The organism is Paraburkholderia aromaticivorans, from assembly GCF_012689525.1.
Taxonomy (GTDB): domain Bacteria; phylum Pseudomonadota; class Gammaproteobacteria; order Burkholderiales; family Burkholderiaceae; genus Paraburkholderia; species Paraburkholderia aromaticivorans_A.
This window is the reverse complement of sequence record NZ_CP051514.1, coordinates 2,155,505-2,180,262: the sequence shown is the minus strand read 5'-3', so window position 1 is coordinate 2,180,262 and position 24,758 is coordinate 2,155,505. Positions and strand designations below refer to the sequence as shown.

General features: G+C 60.0%; 22 protein-coding genes and 4 pseudogenes. 14 read left to right on the top strand and 12 right to left on the bottom strand.

What is annotated here, in order from left to right:
* Positions 1 to 28 precede the first annotated feature (28 nt).
* The 5 genes from mhpE to HF916_RS10175 are packed head-to-tail and all read right to left on the bottom strand — an operon-like array spanning position 29 to position 5,652.
* Complete coding sequence (gene mhpE, locus HF916_RS10195; RefSeq protein ID WP_168788243.1) at positions 29 to 1,045, bottom strand: 4-hydroxy-2-oxovalerate aldolase; 1,017 nt, start codon at positions 1,043 to 1,045, stop codon at positions 29 to 31.
* A 13-nt stretch (positions 1,046 to 1,058) separates the two neighbouring features.
* Positions 1,059 to 2,000: an acetaldehyde dehydrogenase (acetylating) gene (locus HF916_RS10190; protein WP_168788244.1), complete on the bottom strand. Its 942-nt coding sequence runs from the start codon at positions 1,998 to 2,000 to the stop codon at positions 1,059 to 1,061.
* Between the two features lie 24 nt (positions 2,001 to 2,024).
* Positions 2,025 to 2,831, bottom strand: coding sequence for a fumarylacetoacetate hydrolase family protein (locus HF916_RS10185; protein WP_168788245.1), 807 nt, complete (start codon positions 2,829 to 2,831; stop codon positions 2,025 to 2,027).
* An 18-nt stretch (positions 2,832 to 2,849) separates the two neighbouring features.
* On the bottom strand, positions 2,850 to 3,800 hold the full coding sequence (locus tag HF916_RS10180) for a 3-carboxyethylcatechol 2,3-dioxygenase (RefSeq protein ID WP_168788246.1): 951 nt from the start codon (positions 3,798 to 3,800) through the stop codon (positions 2,850 to 2,852).
* A 1-nt stretch (position 3,801) separates the two neighbouring features.
* Complete coding sequence (locus tag HF916_RS10175; RefSeq protein ID WP_168788247.1) at positions 3,802 to 5,652, bottom strand: bifunctional 3-(3-hydroxy-phenyl)propionate/3-hydroxycinnamic acid hydroxylase; 1,851 nt, start codon at positions 5,650 to 5,652, stop codon at positions 3,802 to 3,804.
* Positions 5,653 to 5,901: 249 nt separating this feature from the next.
* Here HF916_RS10175 and HF916_RS10170 point away from each other — a divergent pair, with 249 nt between their 5' ends.
* From HF916_RS10170 to HF916_RS10160, 3 genes and pseudogenes are all read left to right on the top strand, one after another.
* A complete protein-coding gene (locus HF916_RS10170) occupies positions 5,902 to 6,699 on the top strand; it encodes a DNA-binding transcriptional regulator (RefSeq protein ID WP_168788719.1) in 798 nt (265 codons plus the stop codon).
* Between the two features lie 555 nt (positions 6,700 to 7,254).
* A complete protein-coding gene (locus HF916_RS10165) occupies positions 7,255 to 8,523 on the top strand; it encodes a M20 family metallopeptidase (protein ID WP_168788718.1) in 1,269 nt (422 codons plus the stop codon).
* Positions 8,520 to 8,788: pseudogene (locus tag HF916_RS10160) on the top strand (trimeric intracellular cation channel family protein); the annotation flags it as partial. The gene HF916_RS10165 and the pseudogene HF916_RS10160, both read left to right, overlap by 4 nt.
* 93 nt (positions 8,789 to 8,881) lie before the next feature.
* Here the strand turns inward: HF916_RS10160 and HF916_RS10155 are convergent.
* Positions 8,882 to 9,084 (bottom strand): annotated as a pseudogene (locus HF916_RS10155) (porin); the annotation flags it as partial.
* 880 nt (positions 9,085 to 9,964) lie between these two features.
* Between HF916_RS10155 and HF916_RS10150 the strand changes: the two are divergent.
* The 3 genes from HF916_RS10150 to HF916_RS10140 all read left to right on the top strand — a co-directional run bounded on the left by HF916_RS10150 (position 9,965) and on the right by HF916_RS10140 (position 11,701).
* On the top strand, positions 9,965 to 10,270 hold the full coding sequence (locus tag HF916_RS10150) for a hypothetical protein (protein ID WP_168788717.1): 306 nt from the start codon (positions 9,965 to 9,967) through the stop codon (positions 10,268 to 10,270).
* Positions 10,271 to 11,129: 859 nt separating this feature from the next.
* Entirely contained in the window at positions 11,130 to 11,405 is a 276-nt protein-coding gene (locus tag HF916_RS10145) for a YlcI/YnfO family protein (RefSeq protein ID WP_168788716.1), read from the top strand.
* Positions 11,402 to 11,701 (top strand): type II toxin-antitoxin system RelE/ParE family toxin, encoded by a 300-nt coding sequence (locus HF916_RS10140; RefSeq protein WP_168788715.1) that lies wholly within the window; start codon positions 11,402 to 11,404, stop codon positions 11,699 to 11,701. Before HF916_RS10145 ends, HF916_RS10140 begins: the two co-directional genes overlap by 4 nt.
* A gap of 140 nt (positions 11,702 to 11,841) precedes the next feature.
* Here the strand turns inward: HF916_RS10140 and HF916_RS50790 are convergent, their stop codons facing one another.
* Positions 11,842 to 12,072, bottom strand: a complete 231-nt coding sequence (locus HF916_RS50790) for a DUF7713 domain-containing protein (protein WP_431311399.1) — start codon at positions 12,070 to 12,072, stop codon at positions 11,842 to 11,844.
* Positions 12,069 to 12,425 carry a DUF7686 domain-containing protein gene (locus HF916_RS50785; protein ID WP_240975222.1) on the bottom strand — a complete coding sequence of 119 codons (357 nt, stop codon included), beginning with the start codon at positions 12,423 to 12,425 and terminating at the stop codon, positions 12,069 to 12,071. Before HF916_RS50785 ends, HF916_RS50790 begins: the two co-directional genes overlap by 4 nt.
* Positions 12,426 to 12,920: 495 nt before the next feature.
* On the opposite strand from HF916_RS50785, the gene HF916_RS10130 reads away from it, so the two are divergent.
* Positions 12,921 to 13,220: a hypothetical protein gene (locus tag HF916_RS10130; RefSeq protein ID WP_206001727.1), complete on the top strand. Its 300-nt coding sequence runs from the start codon at positions 12,921 to 12,923 to the stop codon at positions 13,218 to 13,220.
* A 441-nt stretch (positions 13,221 to 13,661) separates the two neighbouring features.
* On the opposite strand, the gene HF916_RS10125 is transcribed toward HF916_RS10130, so the two are convergent.
* Positions 13,662 to 14,051, bottom strand: a complete 390-nt coding sequence (locus HF916_RS10125; RefSeq protein WP_168788713.1) for a hypothetical protein — start codon at positions 14,049 to 14,051, stop codon at positions 13,662 to 13,664.
* Positions 14,052 to 14,386: 335 nt separating this feature from the next.
* Here HF916_RS10125 and HF916_RS10120 point away from each other — a divergent pair, with 335 nt between their 5' ends.
* Entirely contained in the window at positions 14,387 to 15,409 is a 1,023-nt protein-coding gene (locus tag HF916_RS10120; RefSeq protein ID WP_168788712.1) for an IS110 family transposase, read from the top strand.
* Positions 15,410 to 15,736: 327 nt separating this feature from the next.
* Positions 15,737 to 17,167 (top strand): IS1182 family transposase, encoded by a 1,431-nt coding sequence (locus HF916_RS10115; protein WP_168787994.1) that lies wholly within the window; start codon positions 15,737 to 15,739, stop codon positions 17,165 to 17,167.
* A 276-nt stretch (positions 17,168 to 17,443) separates the two neighbouring features.
* Here the strand turns inward: HF916_RS10115 and HF916_RS10110 are convergent, their stop codons facing one another.
* Both HF916_RS10110 and HF916_RS10105 read right to left on the bottom strand, forming a co-directional pair.
* Positions 17,444 to 18,577, bottom strand: a complete 1,134-nt coding sequence (locus tag HF916_RS10110; RefSeq protein ID WP_240975221.1) for an asparaginase — start codon at positions 18,575 to 18,577, stop codon at positions 17,444 to 17,446.
* 440 nt (positions 18,578 to 19,017) lie between these two features.
* Positions 19,018 to 19,578, bottom strand: a complete 561-nt coding sequence (locus HF916_RS10105; RefSeq protein ID WP_168788711.1) for a TetR/AcrR family transcriptional regulator — start codon at positions 19,576 to 19,578, stop codon at positions 19,018 to 19,020.
* Between the two features lie 118 nt (positions 19,579 to 19,696).
* Here HF916_RS10105 and HF916_RS10100 point away from each other — a divergent pair, with 118 nt between their 5' ends.
* From HF916_RS10100 to HF916_RS10090, 3 genes and pseudogenes are all read left to right on the top strand, one after another.
* The gene (locus HF916_RS10100; RefSeq protein WP_168788710.1) at positions 19,697 to 20,143 is read left to right on the top strand and encodes a VOC family protein; all 447 of its coding nucleotides are present in this window, start codon (positions 19,697 to 19,699) and stop codon (positions 20,141 to 20,143) included.
* A 435-nt stretch (positions 20,144 to 20,578) separates the two neighbouring features.
* Positions 20,579 to 20,719, top strand: a pseudogene (locus tag HF916_RS10095) (IS6 family transposase); the annotation flags it as partial.
* Positions 20,720 to 20,843: 124 nt separating this feature from the next.
* Entirely contained in the window at positions 20,844 to 21,863 is a 1,020-nt protein-coding gene (locus HF916_RS10090; RefSeq protein WP_168788343.1) for an IS110 family transposase, read from the top strand.
* A gap of 477 nt (positions 21,864 to 22,340) precedes the next feature.
* Here HF916_RS10090 and HF916_RS10085 read toward each other — a convergent pair whose 3' ends face one another.
* Positions 22,341 to 23,354: an IS110 family transposase gene (locus tag HF916_RS10085; protein ID WP_206001709.1), complete on the bottom strand. Its 1,014-nt coding sequence runs from the start codon at positions 23,352 to 23,354 to the stop codon at positions 22,341 to 22,343.
* Positions 23,355 to 23,640: 286 nt separating this feature from the next.
* On the opposite strand from HF916_RS10085, the pseudogene HF916_RS10080 reads away from it, so the two are divergent.
* Positions 23,641 to 24,219: pseudogene (locus tag HF916_RS10080) on the top strand (IS6 family transposase); the annotation flags it as partial.
* A 175-nt stretch (positions 24,220 to 24,394) separates the two neighbouring features.
* The gene (locus HF916_RS10075; protein ID WP_168788709.1) at positions 24,395 to 24,667 is read left to right on the top strand and encodes a transposase; all 273 of its coding nucleotides are present in this window, start codon (positions 24,395 to 24,397) and stop codon (positions 24,665 to 24,667) included.
* Positions 24,668 to 24,758: the final 91 nt, after the last annotated feature.

Below are 24,758 nucleotides of genomic sequence, written 5' to 3'. Positions count from 1 at the left end.
GGCCGCCGGCAGGCTTCGAAAAAATGTGCTAAACACCGGCCGCGCGTTTCAGGTCCAGCGCCACGTCGACGATCATGTCTTCCTGGCCGCCGACCATGCGCCGCTTGCCCAGCTCGACCAGAATGTCGACGGCTTTCAGGCCGTACTTCTTCGCGGCCACTTCGGAATGCCGCAAGAAGCTCGAGTACACGCCGGCATAACCGAGCGCCAGGGTCTCGCGGTCCACGCGCACCGGACGGTCCTGCAACGGACGCACGATGTCGTCGGCGGCGTCCATCAGCGTGTAGAGATCGGTGCCGTGATGCCAACCGGCGCGTTCGGCCGCGGCAATGAAGACTTCCAGCGGTGCATTACCGGCACCCGCGCCCATTCCCGCGAGGCTCGCATCGATGCGGTCGCAGCCTTCTTCCACGGCGACGAGCGAGTTCGCGACGCCGAGGCTCAGGTTGTGGTGCGCGTGCATGCCGGTCTTCGTCTCCGGCTTCAGCACGGCTTTCAATGCGCGAAAGCGCCCGCGGACGTCGTTCATATTCATCGCGCCGCCGGAGTCGACCACGTAAATACAGGTCGCGCCGTAGCTCTCCATCTTTTTCGCTTCGACGGCGAGGTTTTCCGGTGTGGTCATGTGGCTCATCATCAGGAAGCCGACTGTGTCCATGCCGAGTTCGCGCGCATATTCGATGTGCTGCTTCGAGATGTCCGCCTCGGTGCAGTGCGTCGCGACCCGCACGATGCGCGCGCCGGCCTGGTATGCGGCCTTGAGATCGTGAATCGTGCCGATGCCGGGCAACAGCAGCGTCGCGATCTGCGCATGCTCGACCACGTCCGCGACCGCTTCGATCCATTCGAGGTCGCTGTGCGCGCCGAAGCCGTAATTGAAGCTCGATCCTTGCAGGCCGTCGCCATGGGCGACTTCGATGCTGTCCACCTTCGCCTTGTCGAGCGCGCGCGCGATCTGCTGCACGTTGTCGATCGAATACTGATGGCGGATCGCGTGGCTGCCGTCGCGCAGCGTCACGTCGGAGATATACAGTTTCTTGTCCATGCGAAGAGTCTCCTTAAGCCTGCACGAGGGATTGCGCCATGCGCTCCGCGGTCGCGAGCGCAGCCGAAGTCATGATGTCGAGATTGCCCGCGTACGCCGGCAGATAATGCGCGGCGCCTTCCACCTCGATGAACACCGAGGTTTTCAGGCCGCTGAAGCGGCCAAGGCCCGGTATGTTCAGCGGTGCGTCGGCGGGGATGACGTCGAACTGCACCTTCTGCTTCAGGCGATAGCCCGGCACGTAGACATGCACGGCGGCTGCCATCGCCTCGATCGAGGCTTCCACGCGCGCCTGATCGGCGAGTTCGGACAGCACGTAGACGGTGTCGCGCATCATCACCGGCGGCTCGGCCGGATTGAGCACGATAATCGCCTTGCCTTTGGCCGCGCCGCCCACCACTTCGATCGCCTTCGAGGTGGTTTCGGTGAACTCGTCGATATTCGCGCGTGTGCCGGGACCGGCCGACTTGCTGCTGATCGACGCGACGATTTCGGCGTAGTGCACCTTCGCCACGCGCGAGACCGCGGCGACCATCGGAATCGTCGCCTGGCCGCCGCACGTCACCATGTTGACGTTGCGCGCGTCGAGATGGTCGTCGAGATTCACCACCGGCACGCAGTACGGACCGATCGCCGCGGGCGTCAGGTCGATCAGGCGGATGCCAGGCTTGAGCGCGCGCAGGAACGCATCGTTCTTCACATGCGCGGCCGCCGAGGTGGCGTCGAACACGAAGTCGATGTCGTTGAACACCGGCATACGCGTCAGTCCTTCCACGCCTTCGTGCGTGGTCGCCACGCCGAGCCGCGCGGCACGCGCGAGACCGTCGGACGCCGCGTCAATGCCGACCATCGCCGCCATTTCCAGATGCTCGCTGTGCCGCATGATCTTGATCATCAGATCGGTGCCGATGTTGCCTGAGCCGATGATCGCGGCCTTGAGTTTTTCGCTTGCCATGTCAGTCCTCAATCGGGTGAATGCTTATGCGGAGAAAATTGCGCGAACGCTGCCGAGGCCTTCGATCCGCGCGCTGAAAGTGCCGGGCTGCGTTACCGCGACCATCGGACCAAGCGCGCCGGTCATGAGGACGTCGCCGGCTCGCAGCGGCGTGCCGAGTTGCTGCATCCGGTCCGCGAGCCACACGGCGGCGTTCAGCGGATTGCCCAGACACGCCGCGCCGTTGCCGCGCGAGAGCGCTTCGGTATCGTTCGAGAGGGTCATCGCGCATGCCGTCAGATCGACCTCGCGCAGCAACACCGGCCGGCTGCCGAGCACGAAGCGAGCACTCGACGCGTTGTCCGCGACGGTATCAACGAAGCGGATATTCCAGCCGTCGATGCGGCTGTCCACGACTTCGATGGCGGCGACCGCGTACGCCGTCGCGTGAATCAGATCGGCGTAGGTGTGCTTTTCATGCGTGAGGTCGTGTTCGAGCACGAGTGCGATTTCAGCTTCAACCTTCGGCTGGATGAGTTCGCCGAGCGGGATGGGTTGGCTGTCGCCATACGCCATCGACGCGAACAGCGCGCCGAAGTCCGGTTGCGCGACGCCGAGCTGGCGTTGCACCGCGGGCGAGGTCAAGCCGATCTTGCGGCCGACGATGCGCTCGCCGGCGGCCACTCGCGCCTCGACGTTGATCTGTTGCACGGCGTACGCGAGCTCGGCGGCATCGGCCGCGTTCAAATGGGCGAAGCACTCGTCGTCGCGCAACGGCGCGATGGTCTGACACGTGCGTTCGGATTCGCGCAGCCGCAGGGCGAGCGCTTCAGCGTTGCTTCGATGGTTCATGGCGGGTTCCGTGATTCGTCAAATGGTTTCGGCGATGGGCCGCGCGTGCATCGCGCCAAAGCCCGCGATCCACTCGGGAATCGGCCGGTAGTAATCGAGCGTCGCGCGATACGGTCCGTACGCCTGCAACGCACCGAATGCCGCGATCCACGTGCGCACCTCGTGCGCGGACTTGCCGGCGTCGCGTGTGATCGCGGTGTCGGTGAAGCCATCGAGCGCGGGCAGTTCACCCTCTTCGAGCAGCTTCAGAAACGCGCGGTCCCACTCGGGATTGAGCGGATGCAGGCGGCTGTCGCCCGCCGCGAATGCGCGAGCAGCCGCGACGGTGCGCGCCTGGCGCGCCGCCCGCGATTCGGCCGATGGATTGCGGCCGGCGATCAGGCGCTCGGCGACTTCGTCGGTTGCACCCGCAAGTTCAGGCACGGGAGGTTCGTGCGAGATGCCGCCGGAGCCGATCACCAGCACGCGCTGGTTGGAACGCGCGAGGCGGCGGCCCAGTGCGTCGCCGAGCAAACGCGCGCGGCGGCACGACGCCATGGGCGGTGCGACCGAATTGATGAACACCGGCACGACCGGATAACGATCCAGTGCGCCCGTGAGAATCTCCAGCGCCTGCGCGCAACCGTGGTCGACCTGCATCCGGTACGACACGGCGACGTCGACATCGGCGGCGAGCGCGGCTTGCGCGAGATCGAGCGCGCTGTCGGCGGGGACGGCAAGTTGCCCTGACAGACTTCCGAAGTCGCCGATCGCGCTCGCCGATGCGCCGATGCAGAACGGCGGCATCACGTCGTAGAAGAATCCGTTGTAATGGTCCGGCGCGAACACGACGACCAGTTGCGGATCGAAGGCGGCAACGCGTGCGCGCGCCGCTGCATGAATCCGCCCGACGTCAGCGACGACATCCGGCGCCGGGTCGTAATATCCGCTGAGCGGCGTGTGGGAGAGACATTCGAGCAGGATCGGCATGTCAGGCTCCGGCCGCGATGGTCGCCGCGCTTTCGGACACATCAACCGGCTCACTCGGGACACCCGCCGCCGCAGGCAGTTCAGCAGGCTTAAAGCTCAGCTTGACTGCCAGTTCCTCAATCGAGGCCGACACCTGCTGCGGCGTACACATACCCGCAACGAAACGATCCGGCCGCAGCAACACGACGGACTCCGGCACACGCGCGAACCATTCCTTCAGCCGCCCTTGTACGTCGCCGAGAGCGATCACGCCATTGGGCACGTCGTCATGAAAAGCGAGCTGCGCGTCGGGTTTCGCGAGCACGAAGCAGCCGCCGAGGCGCTGCCACGTTTCGCGCGCCGCTGGCGACATCCCGAACGTGGGATCGGAACCCCAGCCAATGATCGCGAAGCGATTGCCGAGCGCGTCGTCCAGGCGCACGATGCTGCCGTCCACGGTACGCACACGAGGTTGGATGAACATGCGGCCGACGGGCGAATGACACTGCGGGTCACCGCCATACACGAGGCGGCCGAGCAGAGACTCACGTTTCTCGCTCATCAGGCCGAGTAGCCGGCCGGGTGCGGAATGACCGGAGCGTTCCAGCACGCGAGCCAGCACGCCATGCTTGCGTGTGCGCTCCGCCAGCAAGACGACGCCCGTTTCGTAACGCGGCATCGGCTTGAAACGCATTTCCACGAAGTAGCGCTTCATGGCGGGCACCACGTTGAAGGTCCGCACGAAGGCGTCGCGGAATTTGATGCCGAAGCGGCTCGTCGGCGCGAAGATATCGCCGGCCACTTCCGACAGATGGATCATCGAGCGGGCGTGCGCGCGGCGCTCCGCCGTGTACGTGTCGAGCAGCGCGTCGCTCGCGAGTTGCTTGACCACCATCGCCAGCTTCCAGCCGAGGTTGCTCGCGTCGCGAATCCCGCTGTTGTAGCCCTGCCCTTGCCAAACTGGCATGATGTGCGCGGCGTCGCCGGCGAGCAGCACGCGATCCACGCGGAAGCGGCTCGCGAGCCGCGCATTGTGCGTATAGACGCGCTTGCGGATGTAGTCCACCTTCTGCGGATCGGCCACCACCTTGCGGATCAGCGCGGCCATGTTCTCCGGCTTCGACAGTTCCTCCTCGGTTTCGCCCGGCATCACCATGAACTCGAAGCGGCGGATGCCGTGCGGCAAGGCCGCAGACACGTATGGCCGTTGCGGATCGCAATGCATGTAGACGTGCGGCGAGCCGATCGGATCGTTGCGCACATCCACCACGATCCATTGATTCGGTTTCGTGCGTCCTTCGAACGGCACGTCGAGCACGCGGCGCACGAAGCTATTGCCGCCGTCCGCGCCGACCATGTACGACGCGCGCACCGTGCGACGGCCGCCTTTCTGAACTTCCGCCTCGATCGTCACACCCGTCTGGTCCTGCGTGAATGCGCTCACGCTGGTGCCGAACAGCACCTCGACATGCGGAAAACGGCTCAGCCCCTCGTACAACACGCGATCCGCGAGCGGCTGAATGAATGCATTGCGGCGCGACCAGCCGAACTCGTCCGTGCGCGGCTCGATCGACGCAAAGCAATGACCGGTGCGCGTGACGAAACGCATCCAGTGGTCAGGCGTGGTGTGCGGCAACAGGATGTCGGCGAGGCCGACCGACTGGAACACGCGCAACGCTTCATCGTCGAGGCCGATGGCGCGCGGATAGTCGATGATCTGCTCGAGCTTTTCCAGCAGCACCACGCGCACGCCCTGCAAGCCCAGGTAATTGGCGATCATCAGCCCGACCGGGCCGGCGCCGACAATCGCCACGTCGGCGGACACGGTTTCGCTGCGGCCGCTCGCGGCCGCCGGATCATTGGGTGGGAGCATACTGTCTCCTTGCTCGCGAGCGGCACAGCGCGCCGCCGCGTCAGATAGCGGACTTGTTTGAAATATCCAGGGAGAGCACGGCGTGACGATTGCGTATCGCCATGGCGAAAAAGTCGCGCATGGGATGCGGCATCTCGCGTCTCCTCGAATCGTTGATTTGCTTGCAGTCTATGGCGCATGCCGTACAGCCTCAACAATTTGTGGAAAATGTGCATAGAATGCACAGGATTGATTTAATGAGGTTTTTCGGTGACCAAATACACGAGCGTGCGGGGACTCACGCGCGGCCTGCAAGTGCTGCAGGCGCTCAATGCCATGGAAAGCGGCCGCGCCACCAGCCAGCAGATCAGTGACCTGACCGGGCTGCATCGCACCACCGTGCGACGGCTTCTCGAGACGCTGATGGAGCAAGGCTTTGTGCGGCGCAGCGCGTCGGACGACAGTTTTCGTTTGACGTTGCGGGTTCGTTCGTTAAGCGAAGGTTTTACGGATAACGAACGGATCGCAACGATTGCGCCGCCAATCATGGGCCAGTTGTTGCAGCGCGTTGCGTGGCCTTCGGATCTGACCACGCCGGACGGCGACGCGATGATCATCCGCGAGACGACGCATCGTTTCAGTCCGCTGTCGTTTCATCGCTCGATGGTCGGCCGCCGCTTGCCGATTCTGCTGACCGCCGCGGGGCGCGCATACTTCGCGATGTGCCCCGACGGCGAGCGCGAGGACATACTCGAATTGTTGCGCTCGGGCGTGGGCGGTGAAGAACAGAAAACGCTCGCCTTCAACGACGCCCTGATCAAAAGCCTGGTCAAACGGGTACGCGCGGATGGCTTTGGCTCCAATCACGGCGACTGGGCCGCGCAAAGCAAGATCGGGGCAGTGGCCGTTGCGATCGTATCGCGCGAACGTGTGCTGGCGAGTCTGAATGTGGTGTTCCTTTTGCGAGCGGTCACGCTCGCGGAAGCGACACGACGATATGTGCCTGAGCTTCAGGCCGCGGTGCGCGAGATGGTTGCTGCACTGGAATCGGAGGGTGGTCTTCCGTGAGATTCCGTAGGATGCTGGACAGGGTCACTGCTTAGCCTTGCTGGGGGTGTACCCCAAAATGGGCTATCAATCGGAGCTCGTGCCGCGGGACGTCTGTCTTCCTGGCATTCGGCAGCCGATGAATATTGTCTGCACGAGCGCGGCAAGCGCTTTGCCAATCTGCCGCCGGGGCAGCGCGACGAGGTACTTTCCGCACCGGAGAAATCAGGGAGCGAGTTTGACGATGTGCCTGCCACGCTCTTCTTCACGCAGTACTGCGGAGCATGCGTGAAAACTTTTTTGCGACCCGATCGACGGCGGCAACAAGCCTATGATTGGCTGGAAAGTGATCGGCTTGCCGGGCGGCCGCGCCGCTTTTATGGACTTCGTCACTCAGGGTGGAAACGCCTGTCCCTATGGCCCCGTTTCGATTTTGGGGGAGAACGCATAATGGGTGCCGTGTGCGTTTGCCGGCAACGGGCGCCCGGAATCTTTTAACCTTGGCGCGAAGCATCGCGTCACCGCCGCAACTATCCTGTGGCAATGTAAGCTCTGAAATCATCGAGGAGTGGACATATGAATACGTTCATGACGGCGCTGAACGGTCGCGTTGACAAACTGCTTCCGGAACTGGAAGCGGTCTACAAGGATCTGCATCAACATCCCGAACTGTCGATGCAGGAGGAGCGTACCGCGCGCCTTGCCGCCGACTACCTGGCTGCGCATGGATTCGAGGTAACTCGCGACGTCGGCGTGACTGGCGTGGTGGGCGTGCTGCGCAACGGTGAAGGTCCGACGGTCATGCTGCGCGCGGATATGGATGCCCTTCCGGTAACGGAGGCGACCGGGCTTCCCTATGCGAGCACCGTCACGGCCAGAGATGAAGACGGCGTCGAGGTGGGCGTTGCGCATGCCTGCGGGCACGATCTGCACGTAACGTGGCTGATGGGTGCGGCACGCCTGCTGGCGGAAAACCGACAATCGTGGAAAGGGACCGTGCTGGCCGTGTTTCAGCCGGGCGAAGAAGTGGGTCGTGGCGCGCAAAGCATGATGGACGACGGCATGGCAGACCGGTTTCCCAAGCCGGATATCATTCTCGGGCAGCACGTGATGGTCGGGGAAGCTGGCACGGTGGGATACCGCAGCGGCACGATTCTCTCGGCAGGCGACAGCCTCAAGGTCAAACTGTTCGGCCGCGGATCGCACGGCTCACAACCGCAAACGTCGATCGACCCGGTGATCATGGCTGCATCGACGACTATGCGCCTTCAGACGATCGTCTCGCGTGAAATAGCGCCGAGCGACAGCGCGGTGCTCACGATCGGTGCCCTGCAGGCCGGCACAAAAGAAAACATCATCCCCGATGACGCCACGCTCAAGCTGAACATGCGCACCTATGACGAGGACGTGAGAGAGTACATGCTGTCAGCGATCCGACGCATCTGCTGCGCCGAATGCGTTGCCTCCAATGCGCCACGCGAACCTGAATTCACCACGCTGAGCAGTTACCCGATGACCGAGAACGACAAGGAAGCGACCGGGCGTGTCGCAACGGCGTTCGAGGCCCAGTTCGGCGAACGCGCTTTCGAAACGCCTCCTGCCGCCGCCAGCGAAGACTTCAGCGTATTCGGCCGACGCTGGAATGCTCCCTACGTCTTCTGGATTGTGGGCGGCACCGATCCGAAGGTCTATGCGAAAGCAAAAGCGGAGAAGAAACTCAATCTGATTCCCAGCAATCACTCCCCGAAATACGCTCCGACGCTCGATCCAACGATGAAAACGGGTCTGCTGGCCATGCTTTCCGCTGCGGCTGTGTGGCTTTGCCAGGAGGCAAAATCTACGTGAGCGGGCATGGACTATATCTGCTGCTCGACCTGGTTGGCACATTCGTCTTTGCCATCAGTGGCGCAGTGGCCGCCAAGCAGCGTAACCTGGACCTGTTCGGGGTGGTTGCGGTTGCGTTCGTCGTGGCGTGCGGCGGCGGTATCGTGCGCGATGTCTGCATCGGTGCAGTACCGCCGGCGGGCCTGTCAAACTGGCGATATCTGGCGCCTCCGTCGCCGCCGCACTGATTACGCTCGCCGCCTACTCGAACGTCAGGCGACTGCGTCATCACGGCGTGCCGATTCGTCCGTGACCGTCAGGCTAATTCAACGTCGGAACGCGCGGCTGAAGCAACGACGCAAAATATGCCAGGACGCCGGAATACGTGACGAATCCCTGCGGTGACCGCAACTGCACATTGGTAGACAACGGCGACAGCGTGTTGATTATCGCATGCGAAAGCACCGAATTCTTCGGAGCGCCATGCACGCCTTGATAGATGCCTTCAAGATAGAAGTCTGTGCGCTTGCTAATCGCACAATCGGCATGAAGCATCGCGGCATTCCAGCCCGGTGACCAACCATAGCGGCAAGCAAGGGCCACGGATAGGCAATCTGGGGTTCGAGCGCTCGCGTGTGGCGTGGTGCCGAGGTTGCCTGCGTCACGGCTTTCGCATATTCAATGCGAGCGGCCGTTGGATGCGCCAGCAACGTCGCCAGATGGTCTCGACGGGCACGCTGCGCTGCCTTCATCAGCGAGCGGCAGATCCGCCCGAAGGCTTTCCGCGCTGAGCTTCCCCTGTCTTGCTGTCCGAGATAGCGTCCGACGACCTCCCGCGAGGAAAGCCCCGAGGACCGGGCACGCAGAGCAGCGCGCCCGTTCGCGACTAGAAAATCGGCGCGACAGGAGAGGGACATAATCCGAGGCACGCAAGCGCGTTTTCGTACACGTGGATTCCGCGCAAGAATACAGCAATCAAGATAGGGATACCTATCTTGTTGGCGGTATTTTACGAAGCTGCACGAACCCCGCAAAAGTGTCTGGACGGCCGCCTTAATCGACCATCGGCGCCGCTTAGGCTGTCGAGCCTGTTCTGTCTCATTCGTGGCGGCCGTACATCAACTGCAGCAGACGGGCAGATCGCGAAAAATACCAGATTGCGATTCCGTCGAGCACCGGGAACATGCAGCACAGACACGCAAGCGCCCAAAGCGCTGTAGAGAAGCCCATCGCGAACCCTTTGCGATGACCGCAGATGGCGGCGCACGGTGCGTGCATTGGTCGAAAGCCGACGGTCCGAACCGGCCGTCCGTGCACGGCAATCATTATGGCAACCTTAAGGCCGCGCATCGTTACGCTGTGTTACCGAAATCGCAACCCTCTTGCACCTGCATCCCGCAGTCCTACCTACACTGCGTTCATCTCCTCTGTCATCACCTCTCATACGGGCAACAAGAAAGTCATGCGCAAGAAGTTAATATCGATGGTTATGGGCGGTGCGATATTGGTGGCTTCGTCAATGGCATCCGCTCACGTGGATGTGGGCATCGGCATCGGCGTTCCGGGACCGGTGTTCGTGCCGGCGCAGCCAGTCTATGAAGCACCGCCACCAATCATCTATGCGCCCGCGCGGGTAGCCGCCTATGGCTACCCCGATGACTGGCGCGAACGCGACTGGCACGAGCGGCAGCAGTGGCGTGAACGGCAATGGCGCCATCATGAGCACGAACGCGAAAGGCGCGAGCGTCGTGGATGGGACGATGACTGACCGACGCGCGCGTGCTGCACGCGGTGGCTTTTGGGCTAGGTCGATAGAGGGAGGCCATTCACCGGCGATTGATCGTCATATTGAGTTCAGCCCCGGCATGCGCGTGTATACGCGATGGAGCCCGGTCGGCAAACAGATCGGTTGTTGAGCAGATGCTTTGACGGCCCACTCACTCCCGTCGTATTCGCCGAGGTTTTGCCATCCCGCAAAAGCTCACCGTCCAAATGGCCAATTAGAAGGCCCTATTCTCAGCAAAGTTCGTTCGGGGTACCAGGCGCAAAGCTTCGTACGCACCTCATTTGCCGAAGCTCTGCCACTTTACCGTTGCGAAGTTGCGGGTGTGCTATGTCAGCGGAGCAGTTTTGTGAACAACTACGCAGCGTAGGACGTTCCGTTCTTTAGAGCAGAATTTTGCCGCAACAGAAATTATATAAGTAAAATTACGCAAGCCGACGGCTTCGTTAATCCATTCAGTCATCCTAATCGCTTTGACATAAATCAAATTATCAACCGAACTGGTATGTTTGGAACTGTTGCGTTTTCAGGGCATCCGGCGACAGCAGCTCAAGGCTTCCAGCCGGATTCTGCGCAACAGAAAGCATAAGTTTTGACGCGCAACGATGAGTCGTCAATTTTCTCTTCAAAGACAACTCGAAGCCCTGACAAATGCTGTCGTCCGAGTTTGCTTGCCAAGGTTACGCAACCCCGTCCCATAGATGCCAGGAAACATTTTTTCGCAAAACGCTAAAAATTGAATCCGCCGGTCCGACATCTTGCCGATGACGCTCTGGCTTGCGTCACGCAAGCCTCTCAATAAGCTGGTAATATGTATCGCAAATGCATTACAGAGAGGTTTGCCATGAAGACTGCAACGATCCCTGCGCTGCGCGTCGAGCCGGAGTTGCGACAGGCTGCAGAAGAAGTTCTGAACGAGAACGAGAGTCTGTCCTCGTTTATGGAGGCATCGCTCCGCGAAAGCATTGCGAAGCGCCGGCTCCAGCGGGAGTTCGTTGCGCGCGGTCTGGCCGCGCGCGACGAAGCGCGCAATACTGGTGAGTACTTTGACGCTGACGATGTACACGCGGAACTGGCGAGCATGCTCCAGGCGGCCAGGACGGCAGGACAAGCCCATTGACGTACCGTGTACGCTATACCGCCGGAGCCCGGCGTGACCTGCTGCGTCTTTACGCGTATCTGCTGGACCGCGATATAGCGGCCGCGACGCGCGCGCTCGAGGCGTTGCGAAAATCTGCCGAAGTGCTGCAGGAATTCCCCTTCACGTGCAGGAAGGTGGATAGAGACAATCCCTTTCTGCGCGAACTGATCGTGCCATTTGGCTCGGCAGGATATGTTGTTCTGTTCGAGATTGACGACGCCAGTACGGTCACCATCCTCGCTGTCCGGCACCAGCGCGAGGATGACTATCACTAGGCAACCGTCTATCGGTCCGTTGCATCGTTCAGCAACCAATCACGAGCAGCGCGTAAGCGGCGAGTCGATCGGAGACAGTGAACGACGAATATCCTCTTTGGGCTCGGCCCACAGAGTCGGGCGAGACAGTATCACCAGGATCACGCCTCGTCACTCGGATCGAGCAGTTCAAGCCTGAACTGCCATCCTTCGAAGGCCATCAGGGTTGCGCCGAAATCGTTCCATTCCACACGCCTGCCGTCGATGACGACACAGGGCCGGCGTCCGTCTTCAACCCCATTCCATTCAATATGGCCTCTGACTATCGTACCAGCGACCTGCAGGCCGCTAGCGTCCTCGTGCAGGTGTTTCATCGACAATGCGCGCATCATCTTCTGCACAAGCTTCCGAGCAGGACGAAGGGATCCGATTGCGGCTCGTCGAGAATCTGGAAGCGGTATCCTTCTGATTCGTGGTTGCCCGCAAGTTCGAACGCTTCAAGCGAAAGTTGGTCCCCGAGCAGAAGGCTGCGGAAGTGGAATTCATGAGAGCGGCCATCTGCGTCGAGCAGACGAACCGGTGTGAACTGCGGATGTTCGAAACCGACAACGTCCGCCCACCGCGCCATGTCCTCATTGAAACACCGGCTGCAGAGCAGCCGGTAGGTGCCGTCTGATGACGCGGCGTTGACAGTATCGTACGGTGGCGTTCTGGCGCCGCAACGGGCGCAGGTGTGCTCGGTCATCAATCCACCACTACGGTTTTCGCCCGGTTGGGTCGCTGCGTGATTGTCGCACGCGCGTTTGTCGTCTTGCGGGGAGCCTGCGGATTCGAACTGGCCGAATGTCGACGCTGGATTGAAATGCTACCTTCTGCAACCACTTGTCGTAGCGGCGACCAACGGTTCGAGCGGGCCGGTGCGGCCATCCCCTGCCGTTCACCGCGCCGTCGCGCGGACATTTGAACGTCGGCTTCGAGTAGCAGCGGCCCTTTGGCGGACAGGTCGTCGGGGCAAAGCCGCCATTCGGATAGCGGCGGATTTTTCGCTCGCGAGCGGCGGCTTACACGATGACCGTATGAGTTGGTCGCTGTCGAGCCCCCGCCGAGACTCGAGAATCGAAAACTGGATGCCGTAGGCGAGCCTGTCAGCGACGACTCATAGGCGTCGGCACTGTTGTTGGCCCAACGCAGTCTGATCGATGACGCGCGCCAAAGCGCGCGACGGAGCCCATTGGCCTCCATGTGCAAGGAATCGGGACGTTGCGTCGACGACTGTCTGGTGGCTGTCATCATCGAATACGGCTACGACAGGTGCGACGACCGATTCCAGGAGGGCAAATTGCTGCTTTTCGAATCTGCTCGGGTCGACGCGGCCTTCGGCATCGAAATTAAGAATGGAAAACGTGCTCCGAACAACACGCACCGGGTTTCTGTCCACAAGCTCGACCTCGACGCTGGCCATTCGCGCCCGTTGCCCTGCAAAAACGGGCAGACAATGGCTTGCAGGATCTCGCAGCATCCGGTCGAAACTGGTGCCTGACAGCCGCCAGAGGGTATCGTCACGAGCGATCAGAAACGTTCGACAAGAAAAACCCATGGTTCTGCCCCTTGCATAAACGGTGATGCTCACCACGCTCGACAAGATTCCACAACGTGCCTACCCAGCACGAGATTCGCCCCGGTACCTTACGCCGAGCGCATGGCCAGGCTTCGCGTCGTTCCGGTCGAGAGCCCCTCGCGCCGGGCCTATCCTGCACGTGAACTCCGTCGCGGTTATCGCACTCGTGGAGTTGAAGTCCGTCGCGTCGGCGATCACGGTCGCGGGGAATCGCGCCACGTGTTTGGCTGCGCCACGCTGAGGGTCACGCGCGCCCTTCTCGTCCAGCAAGTGTCGTGCGTTATTGAATGCATGACTACGTTCGGCATGACGCGAGTACGGAACGCCTAAGCGCGAGAATTGAAGCGCTTGCCTCCTGAAGTCTCACTGTATGATCTTGCCGCTCCATCGATCACGGTTGGCCCAGAACGAACACTGCATACATTCTTCGCCGTCTGGGTAGTCAATGCCTTCCTCATGCGGGCAGCCGATGATGCGATCGACGGCCGCCACCGATTTGGCACCATGATGATCGATGAATCGAACGATTGCTTCGGTGACTTCTGGATCAGTTCTCGCATCGGTTGTTTTGCAGAACCATCGCTCAACAGGGTCCGCGTCAGCACCTTCGTGCGTGACGATGCCAACAGTGACCTTCGTCGCTCTGATGTCGTCTGGCCCGTAGAAGGCAACTGTTGCGACCGGATAGCCGCAGAAGCCTTTGCCACGTTTTTTCACAAACTTGTCCCGGTACCACTGGGCCTTGAATGTCATGTCCCCTCCCTCGCATGCCTTGCCAGGTGACGTAAGCGGCGTCACAGAAGTACACAAAGCGTATCAAGTTTCTACGCCTTGACCGCCCGCCCGACAAGCGGCTTCGGGGAGTAATAGCCGCATGGGCCGAGCAAGGGGCGTGCGCAGCATAGACGCGAGCGACCGCAATGAAGCGACACTCCAACCGTTCGGTGTTCGGCGGTAGACGGCCCAGATGGAATGGACACCGCCCTCCCTTCGGGGACCTGGGCATGATCGAAGGTCTCCGGAAGCCAACAGCATCAATGTGCCAGACTGGAGTTTCGACACGTCCACTTGAGGAACGGAGGCCCCAAATGAATGTTACGACGTATGGATTGGATGTTGCAAAGCGTGTATTCCAAATGTACTGGGTCGACGCGCAAACCGGTGAAGTTGCGAACCGCCGGTTCGGACGTGACGATCTGATCGCTTTCCTAGCCCAGCGCCCTGCTGGTCGAGTGGCGCTTGAGGCGTGCGGAAGCGCTCACTGGTGGGCCCGTAAGATCCAGTCGCTCGGGCACGAGGTGGTGTTACTGCATGCCCAGTTTGTCCGTCCGTTCGTGCAAACGAACAAGACCGACGCGGCGGATGCCAGAGCGATATGGACTGCTGTCCAGCAGCCTGGAATGCGCACGGTCGCAGCCAAGACGGAGGATCAACAAGCGATGCTTAGCCTACACCGAATGCGCTCACTGCTCGTGAAGTTCCGGACGATGCAGATCAATCAGCTCCGTGGGTTTTTGTACGAATTCGGCGTCACATTCCGAGCCGGACGCGTGGCAGGAATGTCCGAGATCCGTGAGCGCATGGCGGAACTGGAAGACACATTGCCGCGATCTATAGTCCTAAATCTACAAGAGCAACTACGACGTATCAACGCGTTTGAGAACGACATCGATCAACTCGAGAAGCGTATTGGAGCCTGGCAGAAGCAGGAAGCGGCGTGTCGTGCGATTTCCGAAGTGCCGGGTATCGGCAGGCTCACCGCGACCGCTCTGGTAGCAACAATCGGAGACGCGAGGACGTTCAAATCGGGCCGCGAATTCGCTGCGTTCCTCGGGCTTGTTCCCCGGCAAAACGGCACAGGTGGCAAGGTTCGATTAGGCTCGATCTCAAAGCGAGGAGACCCGTACCTGCGCACATTACTGATCCACGGGGCACGTTCCGTCCTGTGTCACGCAAAGATACCGTCCAACTGGCAGAAGGGAATGCAGGAGAGGCGCCCAGGTAACGTAGTAGCTGTCGCGCTCGCGAACAAGATAGCGCGTACTGCGTGGGCAATACTGGCCCATGAGAGTACTTACGAGGCGAGTCACATCAGTGTAAGACCGAACTAGCAGTAACAGGCATCTGGATATTGGGGGACCGGTAGGTTGCTTAGGTTGAATCCATGTGATGGCGAAACAGGTCGGACCGCAAGAACGTAAACCTGAACACACTCTTGTGCCTGAAGCACGCGGCCCAGATGAGGACGTTCTTGGCGAATTCCATCAGGGCTCGCGGCTACGGCTTGCGTAAAGCCGGATATAAGACCGCAGCCGATACCGCGTCGAGACGTCACATCAAAATCAACCTGGCAAACCGGGCGGTGTCCATATAAGAGTGTGTCAAAACACCTTTTTGAATTGCTAAAATATCTCGTCCGATAGCGGAGGGTGCGCGAGATGAAGCGGTTCGTTCAAGGCGACAATCGTACGCAAAGCTTTCTTCTTCCCGAAGCGCTCGACGACTACGTGACGGACACGAACCCCGTGCGCGTAGTCGATGTCTTTGTAGATGAACTTGATCTTCAGAAGCTTGGGTTTGAGGGCGTCGAACCAGCACTTACCGGCCGACCTTCATATCACCCGGAGGTGATGCTTAAGATCTATATCTACGGTTACCTGAACCGTATTCAATCCAGTCGTCGCCTTGAGCGCGAGGCCCAACGCAACATTGAATTGATGTGGCTCACCGGCCGCTTGGCACCGGACTTCAAGACCATTGCGCGGTTCCGCAAAGACAACGGCAAAGCGATCCGCAGCGTCTGCCGTCAGTTCGTCATGCTATGCCAACGCCTGGACCTGTTCTCCGAAGCGCTCGTTGCAATCGATGGCAGCAAGTTTAAGGCAGTGAACCATCGCGACCGCAACTTCACCAACGCAAAACTAGAACGGCGAATGCGGGATATCGAGGCAAGCATCAGCCGTTATCTTGTGCAGATGGACACCGCCGATCGCCAGGAGCCGACGATCGCGAAGGCAAAGACAGAACGGCTGCAAGACAAGATTGCGGCTCTCAAGGAGCAGATGCAAATCCTCAAGCAAGTCGAAGTTCAACTCGACGCAGCGCCGGACAAGCAAGTGTCGCTCACGGACCCGGACGCGCGTTCGATGAAGACGCGAGGTACAGGCGTCGTCGGCTACAACGTCCAGGTAGCGGTCGATGCAAAGCACCATCTGATTGTCGCGCACGAGGTCACCAACAACGGCATTGATCGTGACCAACTTACGTCGATGGCCAAGCTCGCGCGTAAGGAAATGGGTGTCGAGAAACTCACGGCAGTTGCAGACAAAGGCTATTACAAGAGCGAGGAGATACTCGCATGCCACGAGGCCGGAATCACGGCGTTTGTTCCCAAGACGAAGACCTCGGGCGCGACGTTCGACGGCCGCTTGGGCAAAGAAGATTTTATCTACGACGCTGAGAAGAACGAGTATCGATGTCCGGCGGGCGAGCGTCTCATATGGCGCTACAGGACAACTGAACGTGACCTGAAGTTAGATCGCTACTGGAGCTCGCAGTGCCAACAGTGCTCATTGAAAGATAAATGCACCCCAAGCACCGAACGACGGGTAACGCGTTGGGAGCACGAAGGATTGCTCGAAGAGATGCAGGTCCGGCTTGATCTCGCCCCGGACATGATGCGTATCCGACGACAGACCGTCGAGCATCCCTTCGGCACGATCAAGGCCTGGATGGGAGCGACTCATTTCCTGACGCGCACTATCGAGCGGGTGAGCACGGAGATGAGCTTGCACGTGCTCGCTTACAACATGAAGCGGGTAATCAAGCTACTCGGCTCAGATACGGTTATGAAGGCAATGCGGGCGTGAAACCTCGTGCGGCAGACGGTCCTTGCAACATGTTCGGCGCTGAATTGACGTTTAGGATGCCGCAACCGATAAGCCGCGATCTCCGCCGAGACAGCGCCTGGTCAAATTCCCGGCGGCCACGCGTTTTGACACGGTCTGGGCCAGTTACGGCCATTGCCTCGCAGTTTCGTCTAGACATTCGAACGGCAGCTTCGCACCAAACAACGGAACTTCGTGCACGGACTGTCGGAAGCATGGCAGCCGGCTTTTTACAGGCACACTGACCTGCGCGCAGCGTTACCGGGTGATCGCGAACGCCTGCTGAACCTGCGCGGGCGACGTGATGCCATTTGCGATCAGCAACTGCGTGAGTATCCGCGCCTTTTGCGGATTCAGATCGAGCGACACAACGAAACCGCTTTTGTCGTCGTTGACTTCGACGTTGCGGTTAACGAAGCCCGAGCCGACGCGCGTCGAGCGTACTACCACGATGCCTTTCTGCGCCGCGCGCTCGAGCGCGTCCAACGCCTCCTTCGACGTGTTGCCGTCGCCGACGCCTGCCAACACGATGCCTTTTGCCCCGTTCGTGATTGCGTTGTCGATCTGCAGCGCATCCATATTGCTGTGCGCGTAGACGATCTCGACGCGCGGCAACTGATCACCTGACGGCAACGCGTACTTCGCGCCGCTGCCCGGCGCGGCGGCTGTCACGAACCTCACGCTTGCAGGATCGACAAAGCCGATCGGGCCGGTCGTCGGCGACACGAAGGTCTCGACACTGGTCGTGTTGGTCTTCGTCGTCCAGCGCGCGGCCTGGATCTTGTCGTCGAGCACGATCATGACGCCGCGCCCGCGTGAACGGTTGTTCGCCGCGACTTCGACCGCCTCATACAGGTTGCTCGGACCGTCCGCGCTTATCGCCGTCGACGGCCGCATCGAGCCGACCAACACCACCGGTTTGTCTGTGCGCAGCACGCTGTCGAGGAAGAAGGCCGTTTCTTCGAGCGTATCGGTGCCGTGCGTAATGACCACGGCGTCCGCTTCGTTGCGATCGAAGATTTGCTGGATGCGCCGCGCGAGCGCGAACCAGACTTTGTCGTTCATGTCCTGCGAGCCGATTGACGCGACCTGCTCGGTGCTCAGGTGCGCGAGCTTCTCGATGCCGGGCACGGCCTGCACGAGCTGCTGCGCGCCGACCGCGCCGGCGTTATACGCATTCGCCGCACGTGTATCGGCCTGGCCAGCGATCGTGCCGCCAGTGGCCAGCACGGCGACGCGCGACAGATTCGCGGACGCTCCCGTATCGGCGGCGCCGGTGTCGGCCGCCCGCACCCACGAACCGCCCGGCAACGTGACCATGAAGGCCGTCACGGCCAGCAGGCCCCTCAACACGTGCCGCTTGACCGGCTGTGCAGCTATTGCTTTTTGCATGATCGCATTGCTCTCGCTGGTGACATAGAGTTGCGTGAAATAACCGATCGACGTTTAAAACGCATCACGACGTGAAAAACTGCATGGGAATCATCAACCATTATTGTTTGTTTCCGGTTAATTTCAATGTATGCGTATCTGTGAACGCCGACGTTCCCTGAGGCCGAAGTGGTTCGTCTACAGAAGTTCAGCGTGCGGCTAGAGGGGTACTGCTCGGACCGCCAATGGACTTCCGGGTTCGGCCATGAAGGGACACTCGATTACGCGACCTACATTGTCCACAATCGACCTTCATTTCGCTGGCAATACTGCGCTCGCGTCCCGGTTTGCGACGGACTCTTGGCGCTCGAAATTAAGACCCGCCCGTCCTATCAGAACTGCCCGCCGGGATTGGGCGATTGCCGCGCTCATCGTTGACCCTCTGATTCCCGGAGCGGGCGCTACGCGGGTCTATCCAACGCCGCGAGGACGACATTGCGCGCGTGGAGCAGGACAGATTTGAGCTCGTCTGAGGAAACCTCTGCAAACCCGAGTCCTCGGAGCAGAAAAATACCTTCAACAGCCAGCAGTGCGTGACGTACTTCAGCAACCCCGCCATGTTCGGATCGAAGCGGATCGAGCAGTGCACGGTAAAGGTTTCGGACCGGCCCCAGCATGTCAGGGGCGTGCACCAGGGCGGTTACGAGAAAAGCCGCCATTTGCGTCGAGGCGTCGTCCTCGTCCAGTGCTTCCTCGATATGCGCGAGGACCAATTCGACCGGCCCAGTTGGCCCGCTGCCAAGTCGCCGACACACTGCCTCCTGAAACCGAGCAATTTCTCGTTCTAGCGCAGCGTGTATCAATCCATCCTTAGTTGCAAAGCTATAGACGAGACCGCCCTTGCTGATTCCTGCGCGCTCGGCGACGGCATCGAGCGTGAAATTTCGGCCGCCAGATTCGAGGATTACGGCCTCGGCTGCATCTAAAACCCTGTCTTTGTCGATTTCCTTTTTTCGCGTCACAACAACCCCTTGCTTTTCTGACTGGCCAGTCGGATACTATTTCCGACTGGCCAGTCAGATTAGCGCAGCGACGCTCGCGGCGCAAGATTGTTTCTCAGCTAACTCTCTGGGGTACGTTATGAACGAACATGAACAGGAAGATCTGTTGCCTGCCGTGACCCTTGGTCACTTTGTTATGAAAGTGCAAGATGTCGAGGCGAGCTATCGCTTTTATATTGGTTTAGGCCTGCGCGCATTCGGCACCTTTCCAGGAATGGGGGTCGTTGAAATGCGTGGTGGCACGCATTTGCTGCTGTTCCAAAAGGGCGATGATCAGGCTGGCGCTTTGCTGAACAGTCAGAATGGGCAGAGGCCTGATTTCAGCAGCGAAAAAATAGACCTGATGATCGCGGGGCCTACAAAAGCGGATCTGGAATCCTACAGGGTCGGCCTGATCGGTAAAGGATATTCACCGTCAGCTATTGCGGATGGCGAGCTATACGGCCACCACTATTTCTCGATGCAGGATCCCGATGGCAATGGCATCAGTTTCTATACCAGCCACTGCAGCGATAAGCCCGTTTGATATTACAGCGGGTTAGTCGCGCAGCATCCGCCCATTTCGCTTTATTTCTCTTCACCTGGCCCGCTCTCGGTGTTCTCGCCATATCAACGTAGAACGGCCGCTTCCTGAGGATCTGAAGGGCCGTAAGGGGTCGACTGCTGACCGACGCGGCCGATCAGCGCGCCGACCCAGCCAGCAGTTCATCATCGGGCAGAGTTCGGCCCAGACCGTGTCAAAACGCTTCATGGCCTAGAGCCGACGATCATGGCTGCGTTGTCTCGCCGGCGGAGTCTTTGATCGAGAACATGGACATCAAACGCGACGAGGACGACCTGGTCAAGGCGTTCCGGCCGAGCACATTCAGGCCTGCGCCTGCATCGTCAGAATTATGGTTGTGTCGCGCTAAGGATGCAGGAGTAAAATCCAGGCGGACATTTTCCTGAAGTGAAGCGTGATATGAAGAAGGCGGCTGCGAGAAAAGCCCTGCCTGCCGGCGTAGCGAAGGTACTCAAACGCCTGCACTATCCGCTGGACGTGATCCTGCTGTGTGTCAGATGGTACGTGGCCTACCCGCTGAGCCTGCGCCACCTGGAGGAATGAAATGAACGCGTCCCACCCCGTGGCCGAGTGAGCAAAGCAAGGTGGATCCTCACGGGCCAACGGCATCGATGTGCCCACGTGGAAAATAGAGATTTTTCCAAGGCAACCGGAGGATCCAGTGGTGAATCGTACAGCAGTCGGTATAGACATCGCGAAAAACGTGTTCCAGGTGCATTACATCGATCAGGAAACCGGCGAGATTGTGAACAAGCCGGTCAAGCGGGCAAAGTTCCTTGAGCACTTCGCGAACCGTGCGCCGTGCCTGATCGGGATGGAAGCTTGCGGTGGTGCGCACCACTGGGCCAGGCAACTGACGAAGATGGGCCACGAGGTGAAGCTGATGCCTGGGGAGTTCGTGAAGGCGTTCAACATCCGTAACAAGAACGATGCGGCGGACGCCCGGGCGATCTGGCTGGCGGTGCAGCAGCCAGGCAAGCCGGTCGCGGTAAAAACCGAGATGCAGCAGGCGATGCTTGGGCTGCACCGGATGAGGCAGCAACTGATCAAGTTCCGAACGATGCAGATCAATAACCTGCGAGGACTGCTGACGGAATACGGCGAAGTGATGAGCAAGGGCCGGAGCAAGCTGGACAATGAGATACCGGTGGTGCTCGAACGGATCGCCGAGCATCTGCCTGCTGTGATCATTGACACGTTTCGCGAGCAGTGGAACGGACTGGCGAAGCTGGACGACCAGATAGCACAGATTGAGCGCCGCATGAGCGAGTGGAAGAAGGAAGACAAATCGGTAAAGGCAATCGGCGAGATCCCCGGCGTCGGACTGCTGACGGCAACAGCGGCGGTCGCGATGATGGGCGACCCGAAAGCGTTCAGTTCGGGGCGGGAGTTTGCCGCGTGGGTTGGGATCGTACCGAGGCAGACGGGTTCGGGCGGCAAAGTGAATCTGCACGGGATCAGCAAGAGGGGGGACACGTATCTGCGCACACTGCTGATCCACGGTGCACGTAGCGTCCTTGAGCACGCAAAGGAGCCAGGTGAGTGGCTCGAGCAGATGAAGAAGCGGCGGCCAAAGAATGTCGTGATAGTCGCACTGGCCAACAAGATGGCGCGGACGATCTGGGCCGTACTGGCCCATGACCGGCCATACCGGAAGGACTATGTGAGCGTAAAACCGGCCTGAATGACTCACGCGATGTAGAAGATCAACGTTTGACACAGGGTGAACGTCGAAAGGTTGCGCAGCAATCGAGTGTGATGACACCCATTAGCGGGTTCGTGTCAAGCGAGCAAGCAAAACCCACGGCTGTCAGCAGCCGGGTTCGATGCCTGATTGCAGTAGCTGAGCGCGCCCGTTTCTTCAATTCCTGGCTTGCGACGGATCGCGCCAGACACCCATCAGGATCAAGCGATCGGCGTACTGCGGTTGCCTGTCGCCCTGGTGGCTGCGCCACCCCAGAAGAACTTTGGTACCGCAATGCGTCCATGGGGTTCGCACAAGTGCAAGGGCTGCCGGGTTGTCGGCGCCAATCCACAGCTGGCTCGCATTGCGGGCGATCCGCTTTTACTGCATATCGGGGACGGCGGCACAGCATCCTATTCAAACCAAAGTGGTTGAATACCAGTCATCACATGAGGCTTGCGGCCGCCGTCGTTAGCTCTACGTAAAGCAGCGCGTTATATCGAATGGCTTGTGCTCCTTCAGCATGTGGAAGCATGCGCGGGCGAGCTTGTGCGCCAAAGCTTTGCGCGCCAGGATGGTATTGGTCTTGACCTTCTTTCGCTCGTAGAATCGTTTGGCCTCAGCGCAATAGCGCAGCGCGAAGTTGGCCGCTTCGATGAACGCCCAGGACAGATACGGGTTGCCATTCTTTGTATTGCCTTCGCCTTTCTTCTTGCCGTTGCTCATGTGCTGGCTGTCGACGCAGCGCGCATAGGAAGCAAAGGTGCCGGCGCTGGCGAACCGCTCAATAGTGCCCACCTCCAGCAGAATGACGGTTGCAAGAGTCTGACCTATGCCCGGCACCGTCGTCAGCAACGTGTAGTCAGGGTTCGGTGCGACTTTTTCGTGAAGACGTTTTTCCAGGAGGTCGATCTGCGTGCAAAGCGTTGTTATGACCGCGACGTTGGCCTGAACCGCGAGTGCGATGTCGTCTGGCAGGTGCATTTGTTTGATGGTTTCTCCGTCCAGTCGCTTGACCTGGTTGCTCGTGATTCGCTTGCCGAACTGGCGTGCCGTAATGTTCTCGACCGCGAGGATGTGGCTGGTGCGACTTCGTACGAGTTGCATCCGTTTCCTTGCAAGATCACGAACGGCACGCTGTTGTGGCGGCAGGATGGTCCCTGTCGGAAGTATCCCCAGCCGCAGCAGGTGAGCCAGGTAACGCGCATCGGTCTCATCGCCGCTGTGTTTGAGTCCATCGTATTTCTTGATAGCCGTCGTATTGGCGAGATGCACTTTGAAGCCCGCTTCCTGCAACCCGTCGACAAGCCAGTACCAGTTGAAGGTGGATTCGACCACGACGCCGGCCAGCTCCGCTCGCCATGGTGAAAGAAACGCAAGGATTTTTGGCAAGTCGTTAGGCATGCGCTTTTCCGCGACCACCCGGTCCGCCTCATCGGTCACAGTCACGACGCTGTTATTCGAATGCAGGTCAATTCCGCTATATTTCATCACAGCCTCCCTTCGGTTAAAGCAGTTGGCAAACTCACTTTAACCCCGCCGCCTCCATGACGACGGTGGGAGGCCCGCTAGATGATTTTCAAGCCAGGTAGGACCGGGGCCCGCCAAGCCTGAATCATCTCCAGAGCTTCGAGCTCGTTGGAAGAATGAGGCGCGGGCCAGCGGATTTCATAGGGGGCCGCAGCCTGTTGGGCTGCAATAAGCCCGGATATAGAGCAGCAGCCGATCCTGTCTGTCACAACAAGCGAGAACTAGCGCAAAGGGACGCGTTCATATAGAGATGATGGCCGAACGGGGTTTCGAGGTTGACCATTCGAGCGTGCATCGCTGGGTAATCAAACTCGTGTCGTTGTTCGAGAAAGCGTTTCGCAGGAACAAATATCCGGTCGGCAAAAGCTGGAGGATGGATGAAACCTACGTCAAGGTGCGCGGCCAGTGGAAGTACTTGTATCGCGCAGTGGACAAGGCCGGTAATACGGTCGATTTCCTGTTGCGGGCGCATCGCGACAAGGCTGCCGCCCGCCGCTACTTTGAGAAAGCCATCGATCGGAACGGCACGCCTGAGACCGTGACCATGGATAAAAGCGGAGCCAATCTGGCCGCCCTCCAGACCATCAACGCTAAGCGGGAAACGCCCATCAAGGTCCGGCAGGTCAAATATTTGAACAACATTGTCGAGCAGGATCATCGGGCGATCAAACGCCGAACCAGGCCCATGATGGGTTTCAAGGATTTCCGGTGTGCCCGCATCATCCTGTCAGGCATTGAGACGATGCATATGATCAGGAAAGGCCAGATGAAGGACAACGGCGTTACCCGAACCGCTGCTGCCCAGTTCTATTCGTTGGTGGCATAAGGACTCCTTACCATCGCGGAATTTTCTCGCCTCGCTGAACTTATCGCGACACAACCCCCGGCGCAAGGGTCGCGGCCAATCCGCTCCGCCGGCGTGATTTCGCCGCGCACCTCCGATAGATGCCGGACTTGGGCGAGGCCGAAGGGTACCGGGTTCGGTGGTCCAGTTGAGGAGGTTGACGTCGCCGATTCCCGATCTCACCACCACTGGACGTGCCGGTCGACCAGCACCGAGCTGCAGGTCTGCGGCGCGGGTCCTGCTGCAGGAGAAACACGGCGTCAAGTCGCCCCGCTGCTGGCGCAAGCTGCATCTGGCGTTCGATGTCGGCACAGGGCTGATCGTGGCGCACACGCTCAACGATCAGAGTGGGAACGATTGGTCACAGGTCACGCCGCTGCTCGATGAGATCCTGGCGAGATCGGGCCGTTCATCGTCGATGGCGGTATGACGGCGCACCGATCTACCGCACGGTCGCGCAAATCAGCGCGGCCGCGCTGATCGTCATTCCGCCACGATCAACTGCGATACGTGGCCGCGGG